Source organism: Pedobacter sp. SYSU D00535, from assembly GCF_017355855.1.
GTDB lineage: Bacteria > Bacteroidota > Bacteroidia > Sphingobacteriales > Sphingobacteriaceae > Desertivirga.
In genome coordinates, this window is sequence record NZ_JAFEWD010000001.1 from 404425 (window position 1) to 424879 (window position 20455).

12 protein-coding genes are annotated in these 20455 nt (G+C 44.9%); 7 read left to right on the forward strand and 5 right to left on the reverse strand.

Features of this window, described 5'->3' with window-relative positions:
* Window position 1: 1 nt before the first annotated feature.
* Both J4N23_RS01575 and J4N23_RS01580 read left to right on the forward strand, forming a co-directional pair.
* Window positions 2-1585 carry a sodium/solute symporter gene (locus J4N23_RS01575; RefSeq protein ID WP_207425251.1) on the forward strand — a complete coding sequence of 528 codons (1584 nt, stop codon included), beginning with the start codon at window positions 2-4 and terminating at the stop codon, window positions 1583-1585.
* A gap of 68 nt (window positions 1586-1653) precedes the next feature.
* Window positions 1654-3828, forward strand: a complete 2175-nt coding sequence (locus J4N23_RS01580) for an alpha-rhamnosidase (RefSeq protein ID WP_207425252.1) — start codon at window positions 1654-1656, stop codon at window positions 3826-3828.
* 48 nt (window positions 3829-3876) lie between these two features.
* Here the strand turns inward: J4N23_RS01580 and J4N23_RS01585 are convergent, their stop codons facing one another.
* From J4N23_RS01585 to J4N23_RS01605, 5 genes are all read right to left on the reverse strand, one after another.
* Window positions 3877-4563, reverse strand: a complete 687-nt coding sequence (locus J4N23_RS01585) for a DsbA family protein (protein ID WP_207425253.1) — start codon at window positions 4561-4563, stop codon at window positions 3877-3879.
* A gap of 8 nt (window positions 4564-4571) precedes the next feature.
* A complete protein-coding gene (locus tag J4N23_RS01590; protein ID WP_207425254.1) occupies window positions 4572-5225 on the reverse strand; it encodes an NAD(P)-dependent oxidoreductase in 654 nt (217 codons plus the stop codon).
* 25 nt (window positions 5226-5250) lie between these two features.
* Window positions 5251-5658: an Rrf2 family transcriptional regulator gene (locus tag J4N23_RS01595; RefSeq protein WP_207425255.1), complete on the reverse strand. Its 408-nt coding sequence runs from the start codon at window positions 5656-5658 to the stop codon at window positions 5251-5253.
* Window positions 5659-5807: 149 nt separating this feature from the next.
* Entirely contained in the window at window positions 5808-8432 is a 2625-nt protein-coding gene (locus J4N23_RS01600) for an FG-GAP-like repeat-containing protein (RefSeq protein WP_207425256.1), read from the reverse strand.
* A gap of 265 nt (window positions 8433-8697) precedes the next feature.
* Window positions 8698-9465 (reverse strand): IclR family transcriptional regulator, encoded by a 768-nt coding sequence (locus J4N23_RS01605; protein ID WP_207425257.1) that lies wholly within the window; start codon window positions 9463-9465, stop codon window positions 8698-8700.
* 400 nt (window positions 9466-9865) lie between these two features.
* Between J4N23_RS01605 and J4N23_RS01610 the strand changes: the two genes are divergently transcribed.
* The 5 genes from J4N23_RS01610 to J4N23_RS01630 all read left to right on the forward strand — a co-directional run bounded on the left by J4N23_RS01610 (window position 9866) and on the right by J4N23_RS01630 (window position 20454).
* Window positions 9866-12994: a TonB-dependent receptor gene (locus J4N23_RS01610; protein ID WP_207425258.1), complete on the forward strand. Its 3129-nt coding sequence runs from the start codon at window positions 9866-9868 to the stop codon at window positions 12992-12994.
* Window positions 12995-13006: 12 nt separating this feature from the next.
* Window positions 13007-14566 carry a RagB/SusD family nutrient uptake outer membrane protein gene (locus J4N23_RS01615; protein WP_207425259.1) on the forward strand — a complete coding sequence of 520 codons (1560 nt, stop codon included), beginning with the start codon at window positions 13007-13009 and terminating at the stop codon, window positions 14564-14566.
* Window positions 14567-14842: 276 nt separating this feature from the next.
* Window positions 14843-18127, forward strand: a complete 3285-nt coding sequence (locus tag J4N23_RS01620) for a glycoside hydrolase family 2 TIM barrel-domain containing protein (RefSeq protein WP_207425260.1) — start codon at window positions 14843-14845, stop codon at window positions 18125-18127.
* A 9-nt stretch (window positions 18128-18136) separates the two neighbouring features.
* Window positions 18137-19300 carry an ABC transporter substrate-binding protein gene (locus J4N23_RS01625; RefSeq protein WP_207425261.1) on the forward strand — a complete coding sequence of 388 codons (1164 nt, stop codon included), beginning with the start codon at window positions 18137-18139 and terminating at the stop codon, window positions 19298-19300.
* Window positions 19297-20454: a CaiB/BaiF CoA-transferase family protein gene (locus J4N23_RS01630; protein WP_207425262.1), complete on the forward strand. Its 1158-nt coding sequence runs from the start codon at window positions 19297-19299 to the stop codon at window positions 20452-20454. Before J4N23_RS01625 ends, J4N23_RS01630 begins: the two co-directional genes overlap by 4 nt.
* Window position 20455 lies beyond the last annotated feature (1 nt).

The window sequence follows — 20455 nt, forward strand, 5'->3', positions numbered from 1 at the left end:
TATGGGAAACATAGTCGACCGTTTGACGGTATTGGATTACGCCATCGTGGCAACTTACCTGATCATACTTTTTGTGATCGGGTACCGGGCTAGTTTCTCTCAAAAGAAAGACGATGACGAGTCCCTGTTTCTTGCAAATAAGTCTTTAGGATGGGCAAGTATTGGCTTTAACATGTGGGGAACCAACGTCGGGCCTTCCATGTTGCTGGCATTTGCCAGCATTGGGTATAGCACAGGAATCGTTGCCCTTAACTTCGACTGGTACGCATTTGTATTTCTGCTGCTGCTAGCCATTGTATTCGCTCCTAAATATCTGGCAGCCAATGTTTCTACCATGCCCGAGTTTATGGGCAAGAGATATGGAGACTCGACACAGAACATTCTGGCGTGGTACGCTCTTATTAAAATCCTTATTTCCTGGCTGACGCTGGGTCTTTTTGCCGGAGGATTTTTAGTACGTCAGATCTTAGGAATTCCGATGTGGCAATCGGTTATTGTTCTGGTGCTCTTTGCCGGATTATTTGCTTATGCTGGTGGACTAAAAGCAATTGCACGGGTAAATGTTTTTCAAATGATCCTTCTGATTTGCGTATCTCTGACACTATCCGTACTTGGCATCATGAAAGTAGGAGGTATTTCAAAAATGTACGAAAGTGTACCGGCTGAGTACTGGAGTCTGATACGCCCTGCTGATGACAAGCAATATCCGTGGCCGGCAATCCTACTGGGTTATCCGGTGGCCGCCATTGCCTTCTTCTGTACTGATCAGGCTATGGTTCAATCCGTGCTCGGAGCTCGCAACCTTGAACAGGGACAATTAGGGGTGAACTTTATCGGTTGGTTGAAGATCCTTTCCCTTCCTTTATTTATTCTGACAGGTGTCCTGTGCTATATTCTGTTTCCCGGCTTGAACGATCCCGCAGAGGCCTATATGACTATGGTAACCAATCTTTTTCCTCCGGGAATGAACGGTTTAGTGATCGTGGTTTTAATTGCGGTTTTGGTAGGAACAATCGGATCTTCTTTGAATTCGCTCAGTACGGTATTCACAATGGATGTCTATGCGAAGAAGATTAATCCGAATGCGACTAATAAAGACATTGTTAGAGTAGGAAGACTGACAGTGATTGCGGGTTGTGTGTTTGCGGTGATGACTGCCCTGGCAATTGATAACATTAAAGGACTGAATCTTTTCGACGTATTCCAATCTGTTCTCGGATTTATCGCCCCTCCACTCTCCGTGGTGTTCCTGCTAACGGTATTCTGGAAACGAACAACCAGAAAGGCGGTGAATTTTACGCTATCGGTTGGCTCGGCGTTCAGTTTGCTAGTGGGTATCGTGTACCTGTGGATATTAACGCCTGATAAGTTCCCGTTCTGGCCGCATTACCTTTTATTATCGTTTTACATCTTCGCTTTCCTGTTAATCGTAGCGATAATCATTTCATTGTTGGACAAATCGCCAGAAGTATATAAACCAGATCTGGAAGTAACCAAGAATATCGCCAAGCCGACCAAACGGGTAAAAGTAGCATGGACAATGCTGGTAATAACAATGGTTATACTTTACATCATTTTCAGGTAAGGTATAGCAATTATTTAAAGAGAACCCGGAATCGGGGAAAAATAGAAAACAAAGACCAATAGTATATTATGAACCTCAAGAGAATTTTTATTCTGACGTTGTTTCTCGGTTTACTGACGCCTGAAATATCGCTTGCTCAATCAAAAGCGACCTGGATTTGGTATCCGGGCGATTTTGAGATCTATTTAAGTAATAAGATGCAAAACCGCCGCACAGAGCGCGGATCATTCTTTCCTCCATTTTGGAAGCTGGACAGTCATTATCCACTGATCGATTTCCATAAAAACTTCGATTTGAAGCAGGCCGAAGATGTAGACCTTTTCGTAGAGGGCCAATACAATGTGAAGATCGATGGAAAAGCAATTTCAGGATATCCTAAACGGATTCGCATCCCAGCCGGGAAGCACAAGTTAAGCTTGAAAGTGTTTAACAATGCCAGTCCTCCATCAATCTTCGTTCAGGGGAAAACAGTAGTTTCAGACGATACTTGGTTGGTTACATTTGAAGACAAGGAATGGATTGATGAATCAGGAAAGGCTTCTGATCAGTCTGGGACTACCTGGTTAAACGCAGGTTCCTGGAACTTTAACGCCGCAGCAACTCCTCCTTCCAAATTCTCATTAGCCACTACTCCTCAATCGGCAGTAAATGTGGTGAAGAATGGCAAATCGATGTTGATTGACTTTGGAAAAGAAACGTTCGGATTTATCAAACTTCACGGCTTAAATGGTAAAGGAAACGTGAATATCTACTATGGTGAATCCAAGGAAGAAGCCTTAGCTACGGAGACCTGCGAAACGCTTGACTATCTTGAGGTGAACAATTCGCAAAAACGCGACTCTACTTTAGATCTGACTAAAGCCTTCCGCTACGTAAATGTGCAGTACGACGGGAACATCTCTGTCGATTCCGTGTCCATGTTGTATGAATATCTTCCGGTAGTTGAAAAAGGTGGGTTCCGCTGCTCTGACGAGGAGATCAACAAGATCTATGATGTGGCCAAGTATACGTTCCACCTGAACACGCGTGAATTCCTGATCGATGGAATCAAGCGTGACCGCTGGATCTGGTCAGGTGATGCGAATCAAAGTTACCTGATGAATTATTATCTGTACTTTGATTCGCCGTCCGTAACGCGTACGCTTGCTGCGCTTCGGGGGAAAGATCCGGTAACGAGCCATATCAATACCATTATGGACTATACGTTCTACTGGTTTATCGGCATCTATGATTATTATTTGTATACCGGCGATAAGAGCTTCATCCAGACCTATTACCCGCGGATGCAGAGTCTGATGGAATATTGCTTATCCCGCAGAAATAAAAATGGCCTCATGGAAGGTTTAGCCGGCGACTGGGTGTTCATCGACTGGGCTGAAGGACTGAGCAAAAAAGGAGAGGTGAGTGTGGAGCAGGTGCTATTTGCACGAAGCTTAGAGGCGATGGCGCTAAGTGCTGAAATTGCAAAGGACAATGCCGGAGCAGCCCGCTACAAAGCACTTGCTGCCGATCTGAAAACCAAAATCTTTGCAAACTACTGGAACGAGCAGAAGCAAGCGCTTGTGCACAGCAGGGTAGATGGCAAGCAAACCGAAAACGTGACCCGTTACGCTAATATGTTTGGTATCTTTTTCGACTACTTTACAGATCAACAGAAACTTGGTGTAAAACAAAACGTTCTGCTAAACGATAAAATCCAAAAAATTACTACGCCGTACATGCGTTTTTATGAGCTGGAAGCTCTTTGTGCAATGGGCGAGCAGCCGTACGTATTGAAAGAAATGAAAGATTACTGGGGTGGTATGTTGAAATTGGGTGCCACCTCTTTCTGGGAAGAATACAACCCATCGAAAAAAGGAGTGGAGCATTACGCCATGTACGGTCGTCCTTTCGGAAAGAGCTTATGCCACGCATGGGGAGCCAGCCCGCTTTATCTTTTAGGTAAATACTATTTGGGAGTGAAGCCTACCTCCGCGGGATACAACACTTACTCAATAGAGCCCGTGTTGGGAGGACTGAAGTGGATGGAAGGTTCGGTGCCGACGCCGAATGGAAAGATCAGCCTTTACTGCAGCACCAATCAGATCAAGGTGAAAGCAGACGAGGGAACCGGTGCTTTGAAAATAAAAAGCAAGACTAAGCCGACAGTTAAGGGAGCGGCAGTTCGCTCTATCGGCAATAACCTGTATGAGATACAAATCAACAAAGGCAAAGAGTACCAGATCAAATATCAGGCTCTTTAAAGATTGTTAGCTGATAAGAAAGGCGCCTCGAAGGCGCCTTTCTCAATATTAGCAGTTCCCATCTACCGAGCAGGAGTCCCCCTCAATGATGTTCAGCTTATTTTCCTCGGCAAAAGCTTTGCTTAAAGCACCAGCAAAAACTTCTGGCGATTGAGCGCCAGAAACAGCGAACTTCCTATTGAATACAAAGAACGGAACTCCTCGCACTCCTAATTGCTGTGCTTCCTGAATATCCTTCTTCACCTCATCAGAATACGTTTTCTGCGCTAGTGCTGCCCTGGCTTCACTTTCATCCAATCCCAGTTCTTTAGCAAGCCCTACAAGCGTATCCAAATCTGCAATGTTTTTACCTTCAATGAAGTAGGCAGCCAGTAATCGCTCTTTGGCTTCCCCTTGTTTATCGAACTTAGCAGCGAAGTGGATGAGACGGTGGGCATCGAAGGTATTTGCAACAACAGCCTTGTCGAACTGGTAGTCTAAACCAACTTCGTTCGCCATTTGGGTCACCTGCTGATGCATTTCTTTCGAATTTTCTAGGCTCATTCCCTTTCGCTCTGCGAGATATTCGTAAACGGATTTACCCGGTTCACTTTGGGTAGAAGGATCTAGCTGAAAGCTCTTCCATTCAATCTCAACTTTATCTTTTCCCGCAAAATCTTCCAATGCCTTCTCAAATTTTCTTTTTCCTATGTAGCAAAACGGACAAACAATGTCCGACCAAACTTCAACCTTCATATTTTTAATTAATAAGCAGCGGTAAAGCGCTGACGGATGTGATTTCCCTGTTCTAATTCATCTATAATGGCAAGCGCCAGATCTTCAACCGACAAGACACTCCGGCCTTCTTCATCAAATACCGGATTGTCCAATCCTTTTCTATAGGTGCCTCTACGAACGCCGGAAGTTCCCTGATGCATTTCAAAGGCGGGGCTGAAAAACGTCCACTCGAGTTCTTTCTCCTCCTTCAGGATATTGAGATAATCACGAGCAGCAGTAGCTCCTGGCTTTATTGCCGCAGGAAAATCTGGCTGATCTACAGCTTGAACGCCTGGAGCAATCTCCAAACTTCCAGCCCCACCAATAACAATGAACCGCTTTACACCCGATTGTTTCACCGCATCCTGTATAGAAGCATATCCCTGAAGAAACTCCTTGTAAATATTAGGATTGGACCAACCCGGATTGTAGGCGCTTATTACAGCATCATGGCCTCGCAGCACCTCCACCAATTCTTCCGCTTTAAATATATCCGCCTGGACGGCTGTTACATTGGACAGTGTGGCATTAATCTCTTTGGGATTTCTTGAAATCGCCGTTACCTGGTGTCCTCTTTCTGATGCTTCCTTTAGAATTGCTGAACCCACAAATCCTGAAGCTCCTATTAGTGCTATCTTCATTTTAATTAATATGTTATCCTTAAATTCAGTTGAATTGCTTCACAAAATCTGCCAGACTTATCCCTCGCAGCCTTTCAAGTAGTGCTTGTTCCGCCCGTTGATTTATCTCTTTAATGTTATGATTGATTTGTCTGCCTATGGGGCAGTTGACGTTAGGATCATTGAATCGTCCTAGCAGAGGCGACTGTTTTACCGCCCGATAAACGTCAGATAAATATATGTGTTCAGCGCCTCTCGCTAAGCGGGTACCACCACCTTTACCTTCCTTACTCTGAATCAATCCATAGTCCCGCAGGCTACTCAATTCCTTCCTTACAATAGCAGAATTAATATTGATGCTACCTGCAATAAAATCAGAAGACAATAGCTCATCCCTTTTCATTGCCAGAAGCACTAGTATGTGTATTGCTGTTGCAAATCGAGCATTATTCATTCTGTTATAACTTTTATTACAGTACAAAAGTACTGGCCTTACCGCAGAGCCGCAACGAACAGCAGACAACATTACAAACAAATGATGATGGGGGAGGAGCGAGGTCTTGATAAACAAAAAAGCCGGGCTTCTCCCGGCTTTTTGCTAGCTTATTTTTTCAGCACCTTTACCGTGCTTTCTGATCGATCGGATTTTATCTTGAGCACATACATCCCGGGAGGGATATTGCCGGGATCAACCGTGACAGTGCCTTCCGGTGCTAACGTCACCAGACGGTGAACGACTCTTCCGTCTAGTCCCAGTAATTGCGTTTCAACTTGTGCTAAATCAGTTTCACTTAGTCTCACCTTAAATTCAGTAACAAACGGACTCGGATACACCTGAGGCTCGGGATTAAGCATGAAACTTCTCTCAAAAACACCCTGGCAATCTTTGTCTGTCACCACAGCTATTGTATTCTCGCCACCTTCGAGGTTCAAACTGACGCTATTACTACTGGTAGTAAACACCCTGTCATTATGCCGGATCTGGTAAGTTCTGCCTCCAGCCAGTTGAAGGACCAACTTTTCTTTTTCCTGATACGAAATAACCTCCAGGTCCTTCGGTTCGTTAATGATAACATCAAACTGCAATTCGAACTCTGGTTCATTCTCTACGGTTAAAAAAAGCTTATAACTTCCAGCAGGGAGGTTATCAATGGTTTGGTTTACGGAAAAAGTGTACTCCTTTTCCAGTCCCTCTCCCGTGATCTTTACTCTATAATTCAGATAGTTCTCAGCCGAAATGATAACGGCTCCGTTATTAGAGGCTTTGCAGCTCTCGTCTTTGGTTTGGATACGAAAATTACTTGCAGGCAAAACAAATATGGACTTAACATCTACAGGAGCAGAAGTCATTCGGTTGTCGCCATTAAATACACTAACAGTATAAGAACCGCCTGCAACAGCCGTGAAACTTGGTCCTCTTGCGCCTAAAATATCAACCCCGTTTCTTGACCACTGATAGGTAAAAAGGCTACCGGTATTTACTGTAAGGACTACACTGTTTCCTGAGGTAAAGGTGGTAGGACCCTGAGCGGTGATAGAAAGACCGTCGACATAATTGAATCCCCCTTTTGAAGAGGCTCCGCCCGGTGTAGTTACACTAACCTCGCCGGAAGCACCACTCCCAACAACAGCTGTGATACTGCTAGAAGAATTTATAACAAAAGAAGCGGCTGGAGTGCCCCCGAAAGAAACAGCACTCGCTCCATCCAAATTGCTACCAGTGATAGTAACCGTGTGACCTGGTAAGGCCATGGCAGGAGAAAAGCTACTGATTATTGGTGGTTGTACTGCGCCAAGGTTTCGGAATATTGATATTGTACTTCCTTCAAAATAGCCCGCCAGGAGATCAGGTTTGCTATCCCCGTCAAGGTCGCTGATAGCGAGGTCTGTTGGTGTTTTTAAAGTTGGAAAATCAAGCTTCGAAGAGAAAGAGATTTGTCCGTTTGCACTTGAATTGCGAAGAACACTGAGAGAGCCTGCGGCCTCGTTAACTAATACCAGATCAACTTTACCATCGCCTTCCAAATCTGCAGCCTTCGCCAGGCTAACGGTAGGCTGCGTTACGTACTCGCTGATGTCAGATAGAGCAATGGATCCGCTCGTTGAAGTATTCTTGTAGATAGCCATCTTATCCGATAGAGGAAACAGAAGCACCACGTCTAAAAGATTATCGCCATTCAATTCTGCTGTACTAACTGTTGCTATACCATCAGCCAGCCGAAAATCTGTACCACCCGGAAAAGCTACCACAGAATTGCTGCTAGCATTTTTCAGTACGCTCAAACGAAGGCCGGGAGCTTTAACCGTGCCGTCGTTCACTACCAGTATTTCAGGTTTATTGTCGCCATCTAAATCAGCTACAGCAATGTCGACGATGTTATAGGCCGGCATAATGTTGATCCTGGAACTAAAGGCTATTGTGTTTCCAGTACTAACATTCCTCATGATAAAAAAACCGGTTTCATTTAGCAGAATAATTTCAGCCCTGCCGTCCAGGTTCAAGTCAGATAGGAAAAACTTTGAAGGATAACTTCCGCATTCCACTTCCTGCATTGGTGCAAAAGCAATGTCCGTTTCGGTCGAAATATTTCTATGAATGGATATAGTGCTTCCGCCTTCGTTCTCATCCCCGTAATTCGCCATTACCAAATCTTGTTTTCCGTCGCCATCCAAATCTGCATGAGCTAAAAATGCTGGTCCTCGGGGATTCTCAAGCGTCAATTTGGGAGCGAAACTTACGCTACCGACGCTGCTGATATTTTTTGCAACGGAAATTGCAGAGCTGGTAAAATGAGCTGTGGCCACGTCATTCTTTCCATCACCGTTAAAATCACAAACAATGACCGATACGGGTTGGTCGCCCATGTTTTGATCCTGCCGTACAGAAAAGGAATAGGAGGTAAGTGGCTGAGCGTTTTCCTGTGTTACTACGAACGGTTTGCTTGAATAGGCGGTAAGGCCACGGGTGGTTACGGACAGCGGCAGGTAAGATGCTCCCTGCGGAACGGTGGCTACAATTTCAGTGGTGGAAGCATAAATAACCGCCGCTTTCGCCCCACCGAAATACACCACGTTCTCTTCTGGCCCTGTGCCAAAGTTGGCGCCCGTGATTGTTATGGTAGTTCCCGGAGTTCCCTTGTCTGGACTTATTCCTACAATGGATGGGCTCTGAGAAAAAGCTCGAAAGGAAATAAAAACTGTAAATAGAAAAAGGTATAATCTACTCATTATCTTGTGAAGAAGGATCTATATTCTACCAAAGAGAGCGTTGGCTATTAATTATAACGACAAAAACTAAACCAGATCTCAAAAGATAAAAAAATGAAAGTACAGCGTTGTTTAGCAAGGCCTTATACACCTGACTGTTTGTGTTGCCTATAAAAACGAGGTCAGCATTACCCTGAGTGGGTCCACAATTCCCCGTAACGATGAAGGGGCACTTCTGAAAGTACTCGTGGAGTGAATTGACGTGGCAGCCTCCGAGGCTCCGGTTCTAAATGCCAACCTTTCGCTGTATTTTTTCCGCGCACTGCAAGGTTTGAGTAAGAATTTCATCATTGCTAATCCCTTTGTTAATGTTTAGGGTAGTAAGGCGTGACACCGTAATACAAGCTGTAATACCACTCCCATTAGTTCCGATCGGGACGGAAATGTCTGTCACTCCTTCGGCGAGGTCGCTGTTACGGATATAAAAACCCTGCTTTGAAATGCGGTCCAGAGAGAATAAAAATTCATCTTGTTGCTCTTTGCTAAATCCCTTAAAAATTTCATTATTTTCTAATGAGGCTATTCTTTCAACCTCAGAAAGATAGCTTAGCAATACCTTTCCTGAAGCTGTGAGAGGCAGGGGAAAAAGGTTTCCCTCTTCAATTGATAAGGCTATTGGCTCCGGGCTTTTGGCATGTAAAACTACCATTACCTGGTTCATGTAAAGTATGCTTAGGTGACATGATTGCCTAATGCTTTGCGCAAGATCTTCCAGCAGGAACTGGGCCGCCCGGCGCAGTTCATCAACAGGGGAGTGTCGATGCGAAAGATGATATAGCTTTAATGAGAGACGATATTTACCCGATATCTCATCCCTTACAATATACCCACGACTCTCCAGGCTCATTAGCATCCTATAAATTTCATTTGGAGTTTTCTCAATACCAGAAGCAATTTCAGTCTGCGATTGAGGAATTGACACAGATGAAAGATATTCGAGAATGTCTAGTCCCTTATCAAGTGCGGGAGCCTGGTATTTCGTTTCTTTTTTCATCTCGATTTAAGTTTCATCAAACATAGTAATTGCTTCAAATAAACCGCCTAACAGCAGGCGAAGAAAAACGACAAATGCTTTTCATATTTGAAACAAATATTTATATTTGAACAACAACGCCTATAGAAATCTAAAACGTTTTCCTAGAAAACTGCAGAAGCTCTGATACTTCTTGCATAGCCACTAACAACCAAATTATAAACAATTAACTATTAGGTTATGAAAAACAGCACGTAAAAGAAACCCCGGTCTTTTTTGTCACTGGTTTTTCCGGTTACCTTTCTTTTTTATTTGGTTCCCGGAGAAGGCTAAGATGGGCCCAAAATACCTACGCAACTAATGCTTGATTTGAAAATTGTCACTCAAGCTTTTCCATCATCTACTAATCAACTACCGAACCATGAAAAATTCAAAGCTTAATTTCTTTGGCGAAAGGAAAACACGAATTTGGTATATTTTTCTTTCCTTTCTTTTGTTCGCGAATCTTCCCGTTAAGTTACTTGCACAAAATACCGTTACGGTTACTGGTAAAGTAAGTTCGGCTGAAGGGGAGACCTTACCCGGGGTGACAATTAAGGTAAAAGGAAGCACTACCGGCACCTCTACTGATCTTAATGGAAATTATCAGCTCAAACTCCAGGAAGGTTCTACACTTGTTTTTTCCTACCTCGGCTACCTGACGCAGGAAGTTCCTCTCAATGGTAGGACCGTAATTAACGTTCAGCTCGCTTCGGACTCAAAAGCGTTGGAAGAAGTGGTGGTGGTTGGATATGGAACGCAAAAAAGGGCCAACCTTACCGGGTCTGTAGCAACTGTTTCAGCTGAAACTTTAACGGAGCGTCCGGCACCCAATGCTGCCAACTTACTGCAGGGAAGAGTTCCGGGATTACAAGTAACTCAGCCCTCTGCCGAACCCGGTCGCGACAACCCAAATTTACTAATTCGAGGCCGCGGATCCTTTGCCGGGGGTACTAATAACAGTCCGTTAGTACTTATCGATGGTGTTACAGGGTCTCTCAACAACCTTTCCCCTGATGACATCGAAAATGTTACGGTACTAAAAGACGCGGCTTCCGCTGCTATTTATGGAGCTAGAGCAGCAAATGGAGTAGTGCTTGTTACCACCAAAAAAGGCCGGAAGGGTAAGGCTTCTATAAGTTATCGGGTAAATGTAGGCAGGCATACACCCACAGCTCTACCTGATCTGATTACCAACTCTGCTGAGTATATGGAGCTATATAACCAAGCCGCTCCGAAATCCGGTCTTGTTTTATACGATCCGGTTGAAATTGAAAAGTATCGGAACGCTACTGACAGAAATCTCTACCCTAATTTCGACTACGTCGACTACTATATCAACCCTGCTAACGTCAGCAACCACAACATCTCCATATCCGGGGGAGGTGAAAACAGCGCCTACAATATTTCTCTGGGCTATCTTGATCAAAAGGCGATGATTAAAGGTTACAACTTTAACAGGTACAACGGCCTTCTCAACTATTCTAATGATGTAAACAAGTACATAACTGTTGGAACCTCTTTGAATCTAACCTATAAAGATCGCAAAGAGCCTCCCTTTACGGGCGAAAACATAGCGCTTTCAATCTACGCCGCCGGTCCCTTATACGCACCGTTTTTGCCGGACGGAAGTGGAAGAGTGGCCTCCAAGGCTTATGCTTTCGAAGGCCGAAACAGAAATCCCCAGGAGTATTATGAAATGGGCAATCAGAACACACAGGAATATAATTTGAACGGGCAGGCTTTTATTGACGTGAAGCCGCTGAAGGGTTTGGTGTGGACCACAAAGTTCGCCCTTAACTACGTGGACGAGTACTACAAGATGTATCAGAAAAACTACTCTGCTTATTTGTTTCAGAAAACCCCAGGGGCAGCTGATTATACATTCAACACTTTCGGTCCTGATATATTAGGAGTAACTGATCAGTATTCAAAGGTTATAAATCCTACAATTTATTCCATCCTGACTTATGACACGCAATTTGCAACCAACCACAGCTTGCGTGCAATGGCTGGCTATGAACAGGTATCTAACAGAAACCAGAACTTAAGAGGAAGAAGAATTAATACAGTAGCGCCGGTGCTTACAGATCTTACAGGATACCTTCCTACCTCTGAGTCCCTTTACTTTACTCACCCCCGGCTTCCTTCGCTGGCAGCTCCGGCAGAATGGGGTCTGAGGTCTATCTTTGGGCGGCTGAACTATAGCTATAAAGGTAAATACTTATTAGAAGGTAATTTGAGGTACGACGGCACCTCAAAAGTGTCCCCGGAATATAGGTGGGGTGTTTTCCCTTCGGTATCCGCAGGTTGGACCGTGTCAGAGGAGAATTTTATAAAAAATAATATTAGCTGGCTCAGTTTCTTCAAGCTTAGGGCTTCCTATGGGGTGTTGGGGAATCAGGATGTAGGCACCTATTTGTATCAGGACAACTTGGTAATCAGCAACGTCTTTTACCCCTTTGGTAACACAGCACTGCAGCAGGGGGCTGTTAATAACGTATTTCGCGATCAAAGCCTAAGATGGGAGTCAACCAGTATGCTTGATTTCGGCTTCGATATGGATATTCGTAACGGCTTCCTCGGTGTTAGTTTTGATTGGTTCAACAAAAAGACCTATGACATTCTGGCTTCGCAACCGGTTCCTATGAGCCTCGGACTAAACGCTCCTACAACAAACGACGGTGAGATGCGAAATAGAGGGATCGAACTAACGATGTCGCATCAGAACAAAATAGGACAGTTCACCTATGGAGCGAACTTTCTGATATCTACCGCCAGAAATACGCTGACACACATACGGGTTCCAAACGAATCAGGAGCAAATATCAGAAGGGTCGGGCTGCCATACGATGCACACTATTTATATGTATGGGACGGAGTTTTCCAGGAAGAAGACATCAATAACCCCAATGTCCCTGTCCATGCGCTGAATAATAATCCTGCTCCTGGAGATCTTAAAATGAAGGATCTCACGAACGATGGAATTGTCGATGTAAATGACAGGCAGGTGGTCGACGGCTATTATCCGGATTTCACTTATTCCTTCGGTTTAAATTTTGGATTTAAACGCTTTAGCTTGAACGCCTTCTTCCAGGGAGTGGAAGGAATCACCAGTCGGGTGACAGGTTGGGGTATAGATCCTTTCCATCAGGGAGCACCTCCAACAACAAAATGGAGAAATGCCTGGACTCCCGAGAACAGAAGTAATACCCTTCCTGCCATCTACGTACAAGGTTATAGGGGGGTAAACGCCTATTCCGGTTCCACATTCTTTCTGCAAGATGCCTCTTATTTAAGGCTCAAAAACATTGTTCTTGGCTACAATCTCCCTACATCAATTGCCAACAAAGTAGGGGCACAAGACATCGGTATTTATGTATCCGGAGACAATCTTTTCACCATTACTAAATACGAAGGGGGCGACCCAGAGAGGGCGAGTCCGACTGGAAACTTTGCTCAGTATCCTCAAGCAAAAATTTATAATGTCGGTCTTAATGTTAAATTTTAAAAGAACAGAGCTATGCATAATCAACATAAATTATCAGTTCTTCTGGCAGCTGGATTGCTGCTTGGAATCGCTTCCTGTAAGAAAGATTTTTTAGATAAAAATCCTCCAAATAGTGTGTCCAGCGAGATTTTTTGGGCATCTGAGAGTGATGTCCAAACTGGACTTGCAGGTGTATACTCCCGACTTCAACAGAATTTCCTGGGCTATGAGCGCGTATATCTGGAAGGGTTGACCGATAATGCTTATCTCGATCCAGGTAACGGAAATCAGTCCAATATGCAGGTGATGACTACTGGTGGTATTAATGCCGGCCTTACAGGTGCAATGACAAATATGTACAGCACGCCCTATAGGGCTATCTCATCCGTTAACTATTTTCTGGCCAATGTAGACCGCGCCCCTGTCAGCGAGGCAAACAAAAATGTTTATAAGGCAGAGGTGCGCTTTATCAGGGCTTTGGCTTATTTTGATCTGGTTCAGGCCTTCGGCCCCGTTCCCATTTACCGTACCTATTTTAAAACATTAGATGAGTATAAAATTCCGAAGAGTACCGCTGCTGAGGTTTATGCCTTCATTGAAGAAGACCTTGATTTTGCTATTGCAAACCTGCCTGACATCAAATACAACGGTCACGCGGTAAAAGGAAGCGCCCAAGGCCTGAAGGCCAGGGTTTTGGTGACACAGAAAAAATGGGACCAGGCTGTGCCACTACTACAGGACATCATAAACAACGCCGCGGGCAAGTTCTCGTTATCGAACAATTATGCTGCACTGTTCCGTAGCAGCGGACAAACCAATCCTGCAGTAAACAGCGAGATCATGTTTTCTACGCAGTACCTGGCGCCAAGTAATGTACACAGAACAAGCCCTGGAGCCGCAGGAATGAATATTGAATTTGTCCGGGATCTTTTGATACAGCCATATAAAGATCTGGTGGATGATTATCAGATGAAAGACGGCTTGCCTGCTAATGAATCTCCGCTGTTTAATCCGGCAAGTCCTTACGCAAACCGCGATCCTCGTCTGGATCTCACTATTAAATTACCCGGTGAAGTTTGGAGAAATCCGGCAGGGACCGTCATTGCCCCACCAGCGGAGCCGGCTACAGGCTTTGTCCTTGAGAAATACATTGACCTATCGATTGCTCCATTTACCGCTGCAACAGCTACAGCCACCGATGTAGATTTAATTCATCTGAGATATGCTGATATACTTCTGATGTACGCCGAAGCAAAAAACGAACTCTCTGGTCCCGATGGCACTGTCTACGATGCCATAGACCAGGTTAGGGGAAGACCGGGTATCAACATGCCGCCTGTCGACCGTGCTCGTTATGATACGAAGGAAGAACTGCGGGAGTTTATCAGACATGAACGAAGAGTGGAGTTTGCATTTGAAGGCCAGCGGTACAATGACCTGAAACGCTGGAATATTGCACACGTAAAGCTTCCGACATTGAAAACGCCGGGCAACACCGTACTTGTTTTCGAAATCCGAAATTATCTCCTGCCGTTGCCCTCATCCGAGCTATTGAACAACCCTCAATTGGAACAAAACCCGGATTACAGGTAGAAGCTCGGGGGCTTGAGGAAATAGAGAAGCTATACCTGAAGGATTTTTACAAGATTAAAAGGCAAATTATAGTCCTGAAAGCTAAAATTGTACAATATATAGAGAACATGTTATAAAAATCACTTTTAGCGACCCTCTATATTTGCCTTTTAACTAACCGAACTTTTAATACTTAGATGAATCCATAAGCCGTTTTTAATACGTTGGTGCCAGTTTTTTGCATCAGCCGGCCTTCATTAAGAAGTTCGTTCTGTTGACAATTTTAAAGATTTTTGAATGAGGATATCTCTGTCGCTTGCGTTTCTTTTTGTTTCCACTCTGTCGTCTTATTCACAGCTGGTTGATAAAACTCCGGCCGCAGTACCTGTAGTTCCAACCATCTTCAACCGGGAGCCGTGGGAAGATCCTCTGGTAAGCGGCATAAACCGGGAACCCTCGAGGGCCACTGCTTATTCTTTCTCAACTGTGCAGGAAGCACTGACAAGTAGCAGGGAAAGAAGCGGCCGCATGTTGTCGCTGAACGGTCAATGGGATTTCTCTTTCGCAATCAAACCGGCAGATGCCCCAAAGGACTTCTACAAAGGTCGTGTGAAGGGTTGGAACAAAATTGAAGTTCCAAGCAACTGGGAAATGAAAGGCTACGACAAGCCAATCTACAAAAGCGCTGTTTACCCTTTCCGCCCGGTAAATCCTCCTTATGTTCCCCAAGACTATAACGGCGTAGGTTCTTATCAACGCACTTTCACCATTCCCGCTAACTGGAAAGACATGAACGTTACGCTTCATTTTGGAGGGGTAAGTTCTGCTTTTAAAGTCTGGTTGAACGGAAAGTTCCTTGGCTATTCAGAAGACAGCTTTTTATCTTCTGAATTTAACATTACACCTTATTTGCAGGCTGGGGAAAATATTCTTTCGGTGCAGGTGATCCGCTGGAGCGATGGAAGTTTCCTGGAGGATCAGGATCATTGGCGCCTAAGCGGTATTCAGCGGGAAGTAATGCTACTTGCTGAACCTAAAGTGCGCATCGCCGATTTTCATTGGCAGGCTAAGTTGGACAAAAACTATAAGGACGCAGTTTTTAGCATCCGTCCACGGATTGATAATACAACAGGTAAAGTAGTAGAAGGGTACAACGTGAAGGCACAGCTTTTCGACAAAAACGGGAAACCCGTCCTGGAAAAGCCCCTAGAAAGAACCGCAGAAAGCATCATTAATGAAATTTACCCAAGACTCGATAATGTAAAATTTGGTCTTCTAGAAACTACTATCAAAAATCCGTTGAAGTGGAGCGATGAAGAGCCAAACTTGTATACGCTGGTTCTTTCGCTGGAAGACAGTCAAGGTAACGTGGTGGAGGCGAAGAGCTGTAAAGTGGGCTTCCGCAGCATCGAATTTTCTCCTGTCAATGGGAAGCTGCTGATCAATGGCAAGGAAACATACCTGTACGGGATGAACCGTCCAGATCATCATCCAACTAAAGGGAAGGCTTTAAGCAGAGAAGATATTTTACAAGATGTTCTAACGATAAAGCGCTTTAACTTCAATTGTATTCGTACGAGTCACTATCCGATGGATCCCTATCTCTACGATCTTTGCAACGAGTACGGAATCTATGTGATTGATGAAGCGAATTTGGAAACGCACGGTTTAGGCGGGAAGTTAAGCAATGATCCGCAATGGACCGGCGCCTATCTTGATCGCAGCAACAGGATGGTGATGCGTGATAAAAACCATCCGAGCATTATTATGTGGAGTTTGGGGAATGAAGCTGGACGTGGACCAAACCACGCTGCAATGGCAGAATGGCTTCATGATTTTGACATCACCCGCCCCGTGCATTACGAACCGGCAATGGGAAACCCGCGTCTTGAGGGCTATATCGATCCTTCTGATCCACGCTACCTAAAATCGAATGACCACTCACACCGCATCCAAAATCCGCAGGATTCTTATTATGTAGATGTTGTCAGCCGCATGTATCCGGGAATTTATACTCCAAAGTTACTTGCCGAGCAGAAAAATGGCGATAACCGTCCGATCTTCTTTGTAGAATATTCGCATGCCATGGGTAATTCAAACGGAAATATGAAAGATTTCTGGGATGAGTTCCGTTCTACTCCGCGAGTGATCGGGGGAGCTATCTGGGAGTTTAAAGATCAGGGACTGCTAAAGAAGGATAGCGCAGGTGTAGAATTCTATGCCTATGGCGGCGACTTCGGCGAAAAGTACTTCGACAACTTCACCATCAAAGGCGTAGTAGCCTCTGATGGCAGACCCAAAGCGGCCATGTTCGAGTGTAAACGCGTTTACCAGGGAGCCCAAACTGAACTGGCAGACCCAGCAAAAGGCATTTTAAAAATCACCAATCGTCACGCAGTAAAATCTCTGGGTGATTATAATGTTCACTTGATCGTTCGCGAGGACGGCAAAATTGTGGTCAACAAAGGCTTGCCTAAGATTAACTTGGGAGCCGGTAGAGACACTCTTATCAATATTTCCAGATATCTTCCGAAGATGAAAGCAGGAGCAGAGTATTTGGCCGACATCCATTTTACGCTTACAGCGGACGAAGCCTGGGCACCAAAAGGCTTTGAAGTGGCATCCAACCAGTTTGCTCTTACCGGCCTGCCTGCAAGCAAATCCTCGCCTGCATCAGGAGCGGCCTCCCTGCAATCTGGCACTGATAGCTACAATGTAAATGGAAAAAACTTTCAGATCTCTTTCAACAGGTCAAACGGAGCGCTGACCTCTTACAAATGGAATGGCATAGAGCAAATTTTTGCGCCTTTGCTTCCCGACTTTACCCGCCCACAAACAGACAATGATAAAAGAGGTTGGAAAACACACCGTAAGCTGAAGCAATGGTTCAATAAAGATCTTAAGCTGGTTGGCATGAATGCCAGACAAGACGGCGGAAAAGTGCTGATAGAGAGCCGATACACGTTGATCAATGACAGCGCATCGGTAAAGGTAAATTACGTTATCGCTGGAGACGGAGCTGTAAAAGTAGATTATTCACTGGATGTAAAACCGGGCTTGCCTAACATTCCCAAAGTTGGAATGCAGACTGCTATCAGACAGAATTATTCTAATATTACCTGGTACGGACGTGGTCTTCTGGAGAATTATATTGATAGGAACTACGGTTTCGATGCAGCTATCTACTCTCAGCCGCTTAACGACTTCATAGAACCGTATGCAGTACCTCAAGAGAACGGAAACCGAACGGATGTTCGGTGGATGTACTTCTCTGATAAAGCAGCAGGCCAAGGCCTGATGGTTGTTGCAGACAGCTTGCTAAGCATGAGCGCCTGGCCATGGACAGAGGAAAATATCATCAATTCAAGACACACCAACACGCTGAAGAATCCGGGCTTTATCACCCTCAACATCGACCTCATCCAAATGGGAGTGGGAGGTAATGATAGTTGGAGTGATGTTGCTGCTCCGCTGGAGAAATACCAGATACCAGCTAAGCCTTATTCGTATAGTTTCTATTTAATGCCGGCTACTGTGAAATCAACCGACGCTGGCACAGTAGCAAAAAAAATAAAGTTCTAAACATTGACCATGAGTTTAAAAAAGATAACACTAAAAGGAATCACCTGGAACCATAGCCGGGGTTTTGTGCCAATGGTGGCAACGGCTCAACGTTTTACAGAACTGAATCCATCCGTTGAAATAGTTTGGGAAAAAAGAAGTCTGCAGCAGTTTGCTGATTTCTCGATCGAGGAGCTTGCCAAACGTTTCGATCTTTTGGTTATCGACCATCCATGGGCTGGTTTTGCCGCAAAAACAAAATCGATTGTACCTCTGGATGAATACCTAACCAAAGGCTTTATGCAAGATCAGGAACAGAACACCGTTGGGCGTTCGTTCGAGAGCTACTCATACGATGGCCATCAGTGGGCCCTGGCTATAGATGCTGCTACTCCGGTAGCTTCCAGTCGCCCGGACCTGTTTGAAAAGTACGGACTTGAGCTTCCTAAATCTTTCGACGACCTGATCGCTCTAGCAGACAAGGGACTGGTTGCGTTTGCAGGAATTCCGATCGATGTGTTAATGAGCTTCTACATGTTCTGCTGCTCACTGGGTGAAGATCCTTGTCAGCAGGAAGACCAGGTGATCAGTCAGGAAACCGGGATTAAAGCACTAAAGCTTTTTAGAGAATTAGCGACACGTGTTCATGCTGATAATTTTCATCGCAACCCCATTCAAGTGTATGAAGCAATGACGAAAACGGACCAGGTTGCTTATTGTCCTTTTGCCTACGGCTACTCGAATTACTCAAGAAGGGGTTACGCAAGAAAACTGCTTCATTTCCACGATATGGTTTCCATAGATGGAAAAACGAACCTGAAAAGTACTCTAGGAGGAACTGGTCTCGCTGTTTCTTCAAGTTCGAAAGACATTTCGTTGGCCGTTCAGTATGCTAATTTTGTTGCCTCTGCTGAATCTCAGCAAACCGTATTTTTTGAAAACGGAGGACAACCCGGTCATTTGGCTGCCTGGTTGGATGAGGAGAACAATCGTCAGACCTGTAACTATTTCAAGAATACACTTCCAGCCTTAGAAAGAGCCTTTTTACGTCCTCGTTACCATGGTCACATGTTCTTTCAAGATCATGCAGGCGATCTGGTGCGCGACTACCTGATGAAAGGTGGCAGCGAAGAGGAAGTGCTGGAGAAAATGAATGAACTATATTTAAAATCGCGAAATCTACAGCCTGCATGAAACGACCGCTCGACGGATTGCTAGTACTTGAGTTCTGCCAGTTTCTGGCGGGCCCTTCGGCTGGACTAAAATTGGCCGACCTGGGAGCGCGTGTGATCAAAATTGAGCGGCCGGTAAAAGGTGAGGCTTGTCGTCAGCTTGCTATCAAAAACCTTTTTGTAGGATCAGACAGCTTACTTTTTCACACGATCAATAGGAATAAAGAATCCTATGCCGCAGATCTGAAAAACCGGGAAGATCTCGAAAACGTGAAAAAACTGATCGAGAAGGCAGATGTGGTGACTCATAACTTCCGCCCGGGAGTAATGGAAAAAATCGGGCTGGACTTTGAGTCGGTAAAGCAAATCAACCCTAAGATTATTTACGGAGTGGTTACCGGCTACGGGCAGGAAGGGCCATGGGCAAACAAGCCGGGGCAGGATCTCCTGGTTCAATCTCTTTCCGGACTTACCCAACTGACAGGCACCAGCAATGACGGTCCCGTTCCATTCGGTTTGTCAGTAGCTGACACTATGTGCGGCAATCATCTTACCCAGGGAATTCTGGCGGCTTTACTCAAAAGAGCTAAAACAGGTAAGGGGGTTCTGGTAGAGGTTTCCTTATTGGAGTCGACCCTGGACCTACAGTTTGAAGTGTTAACTACCTATCTCAATGATGGAGGAAAACTGCCGCAGAGAAGTTCGGTAAGAGGTGCCGGACATGCTTATCTAAGTGCACCTTACGGGATTTATCAAACTGCCGATGGTTATATTGCCCTTGCCATGGGGAACCTTCCGTCTATTGGAAATGTTATTGGTTGCGATATTTCCGCAACTTTTCCTGATCCGGAATCCTGGTTTGATAAGCGAGATGAGATTGGAGCACTTTTTTCGGAAATCATTCTGAAAAGAAAAACGCAGGACTGGCTGCTAGACCTGGAACAAGCCGGCATCTGGAGCGCAGCTGTTTTGAACTATCAGGAAGTATTTGCACAACCGGGGGTAGCTGCCTCAGGAGTAGTGCAAGAACTTAAAACTGCAGAGGGAACCGAAATAAAAACAACTCGCAGTCCTATCCGGATCAATGAGGCAAAGCTTTATTCACCTAAAGTTGCGCCCCAGGTAGGAGAGAACACGCTACTTATCAACCAGGAGTTTAACTTGCAACCGAGCTAGC

What these genes read in the sequence shown, in the direction of transcription:
- J4N23_RS01575 (WP_207425251.1), top strand. Translation starts at nt 2, where the DNA reads ATGGGAAACATAGTCGACCGTTTGACGGTATTGGATTACGCCATCGTG.
- J4N23_RS01580 (WP_207425252.1), top strand. Translation starts at nt 1,654, where the DNA reads ATGAACCTCAAGAGAATTTTTATTCTGACGTTGTTTCTCGGTTTACTG.
- J4N23_RS01585 (WP_207425253.1), bottom strand. Translation starts at nt 4,563, where the DNA reads ATGAAGGTTGAAGTTTGGTCGGACATTGTTTGTCCGTTTTGCTACATA.
- J4N23_RS01590 (WP_207425254.1), bottom strand. Translation starts at nt 5,225, where the DNA reads ATGAAGATAGCACTAATAGGAGCTTCAGGATTTGTGGGTTCAGCAATT.
- J4N23_RS01595 (WP_207425255.1), bottom strand. Translation starts at nt 5,658, where the DNA reads ATGAATAATGCTCGATTTGCAACAGCAATACACATACTAGTGCTTCTG.
- J4N23_RS01600 (WP_207425256.1), bottom strand. Translation starts at nt 8,432, where the DNA reads ATGAGTAGATTATACCTTTTTCTATTTACAGTTTTTATTTCCTTTCGA.
- J4N23_RS01605 (WP_207425257.1), bottom strand. Translation starts at nt 9,465, where the DNA reads ATGAAAAAAGAAACGAAATACCAGGCTCCCGCACTTGATAAGGGACTA.
- J4N23_RS01610 (WP_207425258.1), top strand. Translation starts at nt 9,866, where the DNA reads ATGAAAAATTCAAAGCTTAATTTCTTTGGCGAAAGGAAAACACGAATT.
- J4N23_RS01615 (WP_207425259.1), top strand. Translation starts at nt 13,007, where the DNA reads ATGCATAATCAACATAAATTATCAGTTCTTCTGGCAGCTGGATTGCTG.
- J4N23_RS01620 (WP_207425260.1), top strand. Translation starts at nt 14,843, where the DNA reads ATGAGGATATCTCTGTCGCTTGCGTTTCTTTTTGTTTCCACTCTGTCG.
- J4N23_RS01625 (WP_207425261.1), top strand. Translation starts at nt 18,137, where the DNA reads ATGAGTTTAAAAAAGATAACACTAAAAGGAATCACCTGGAACCATAGC.
- J4N23_RS01630 (WP_207425262.1), top strand. Translation starts at nt 19,297, where the DNA reads ATGAAACGACCGCTCGACGGATTGCTAGTACTTGAGTTCTGCCAGTTT.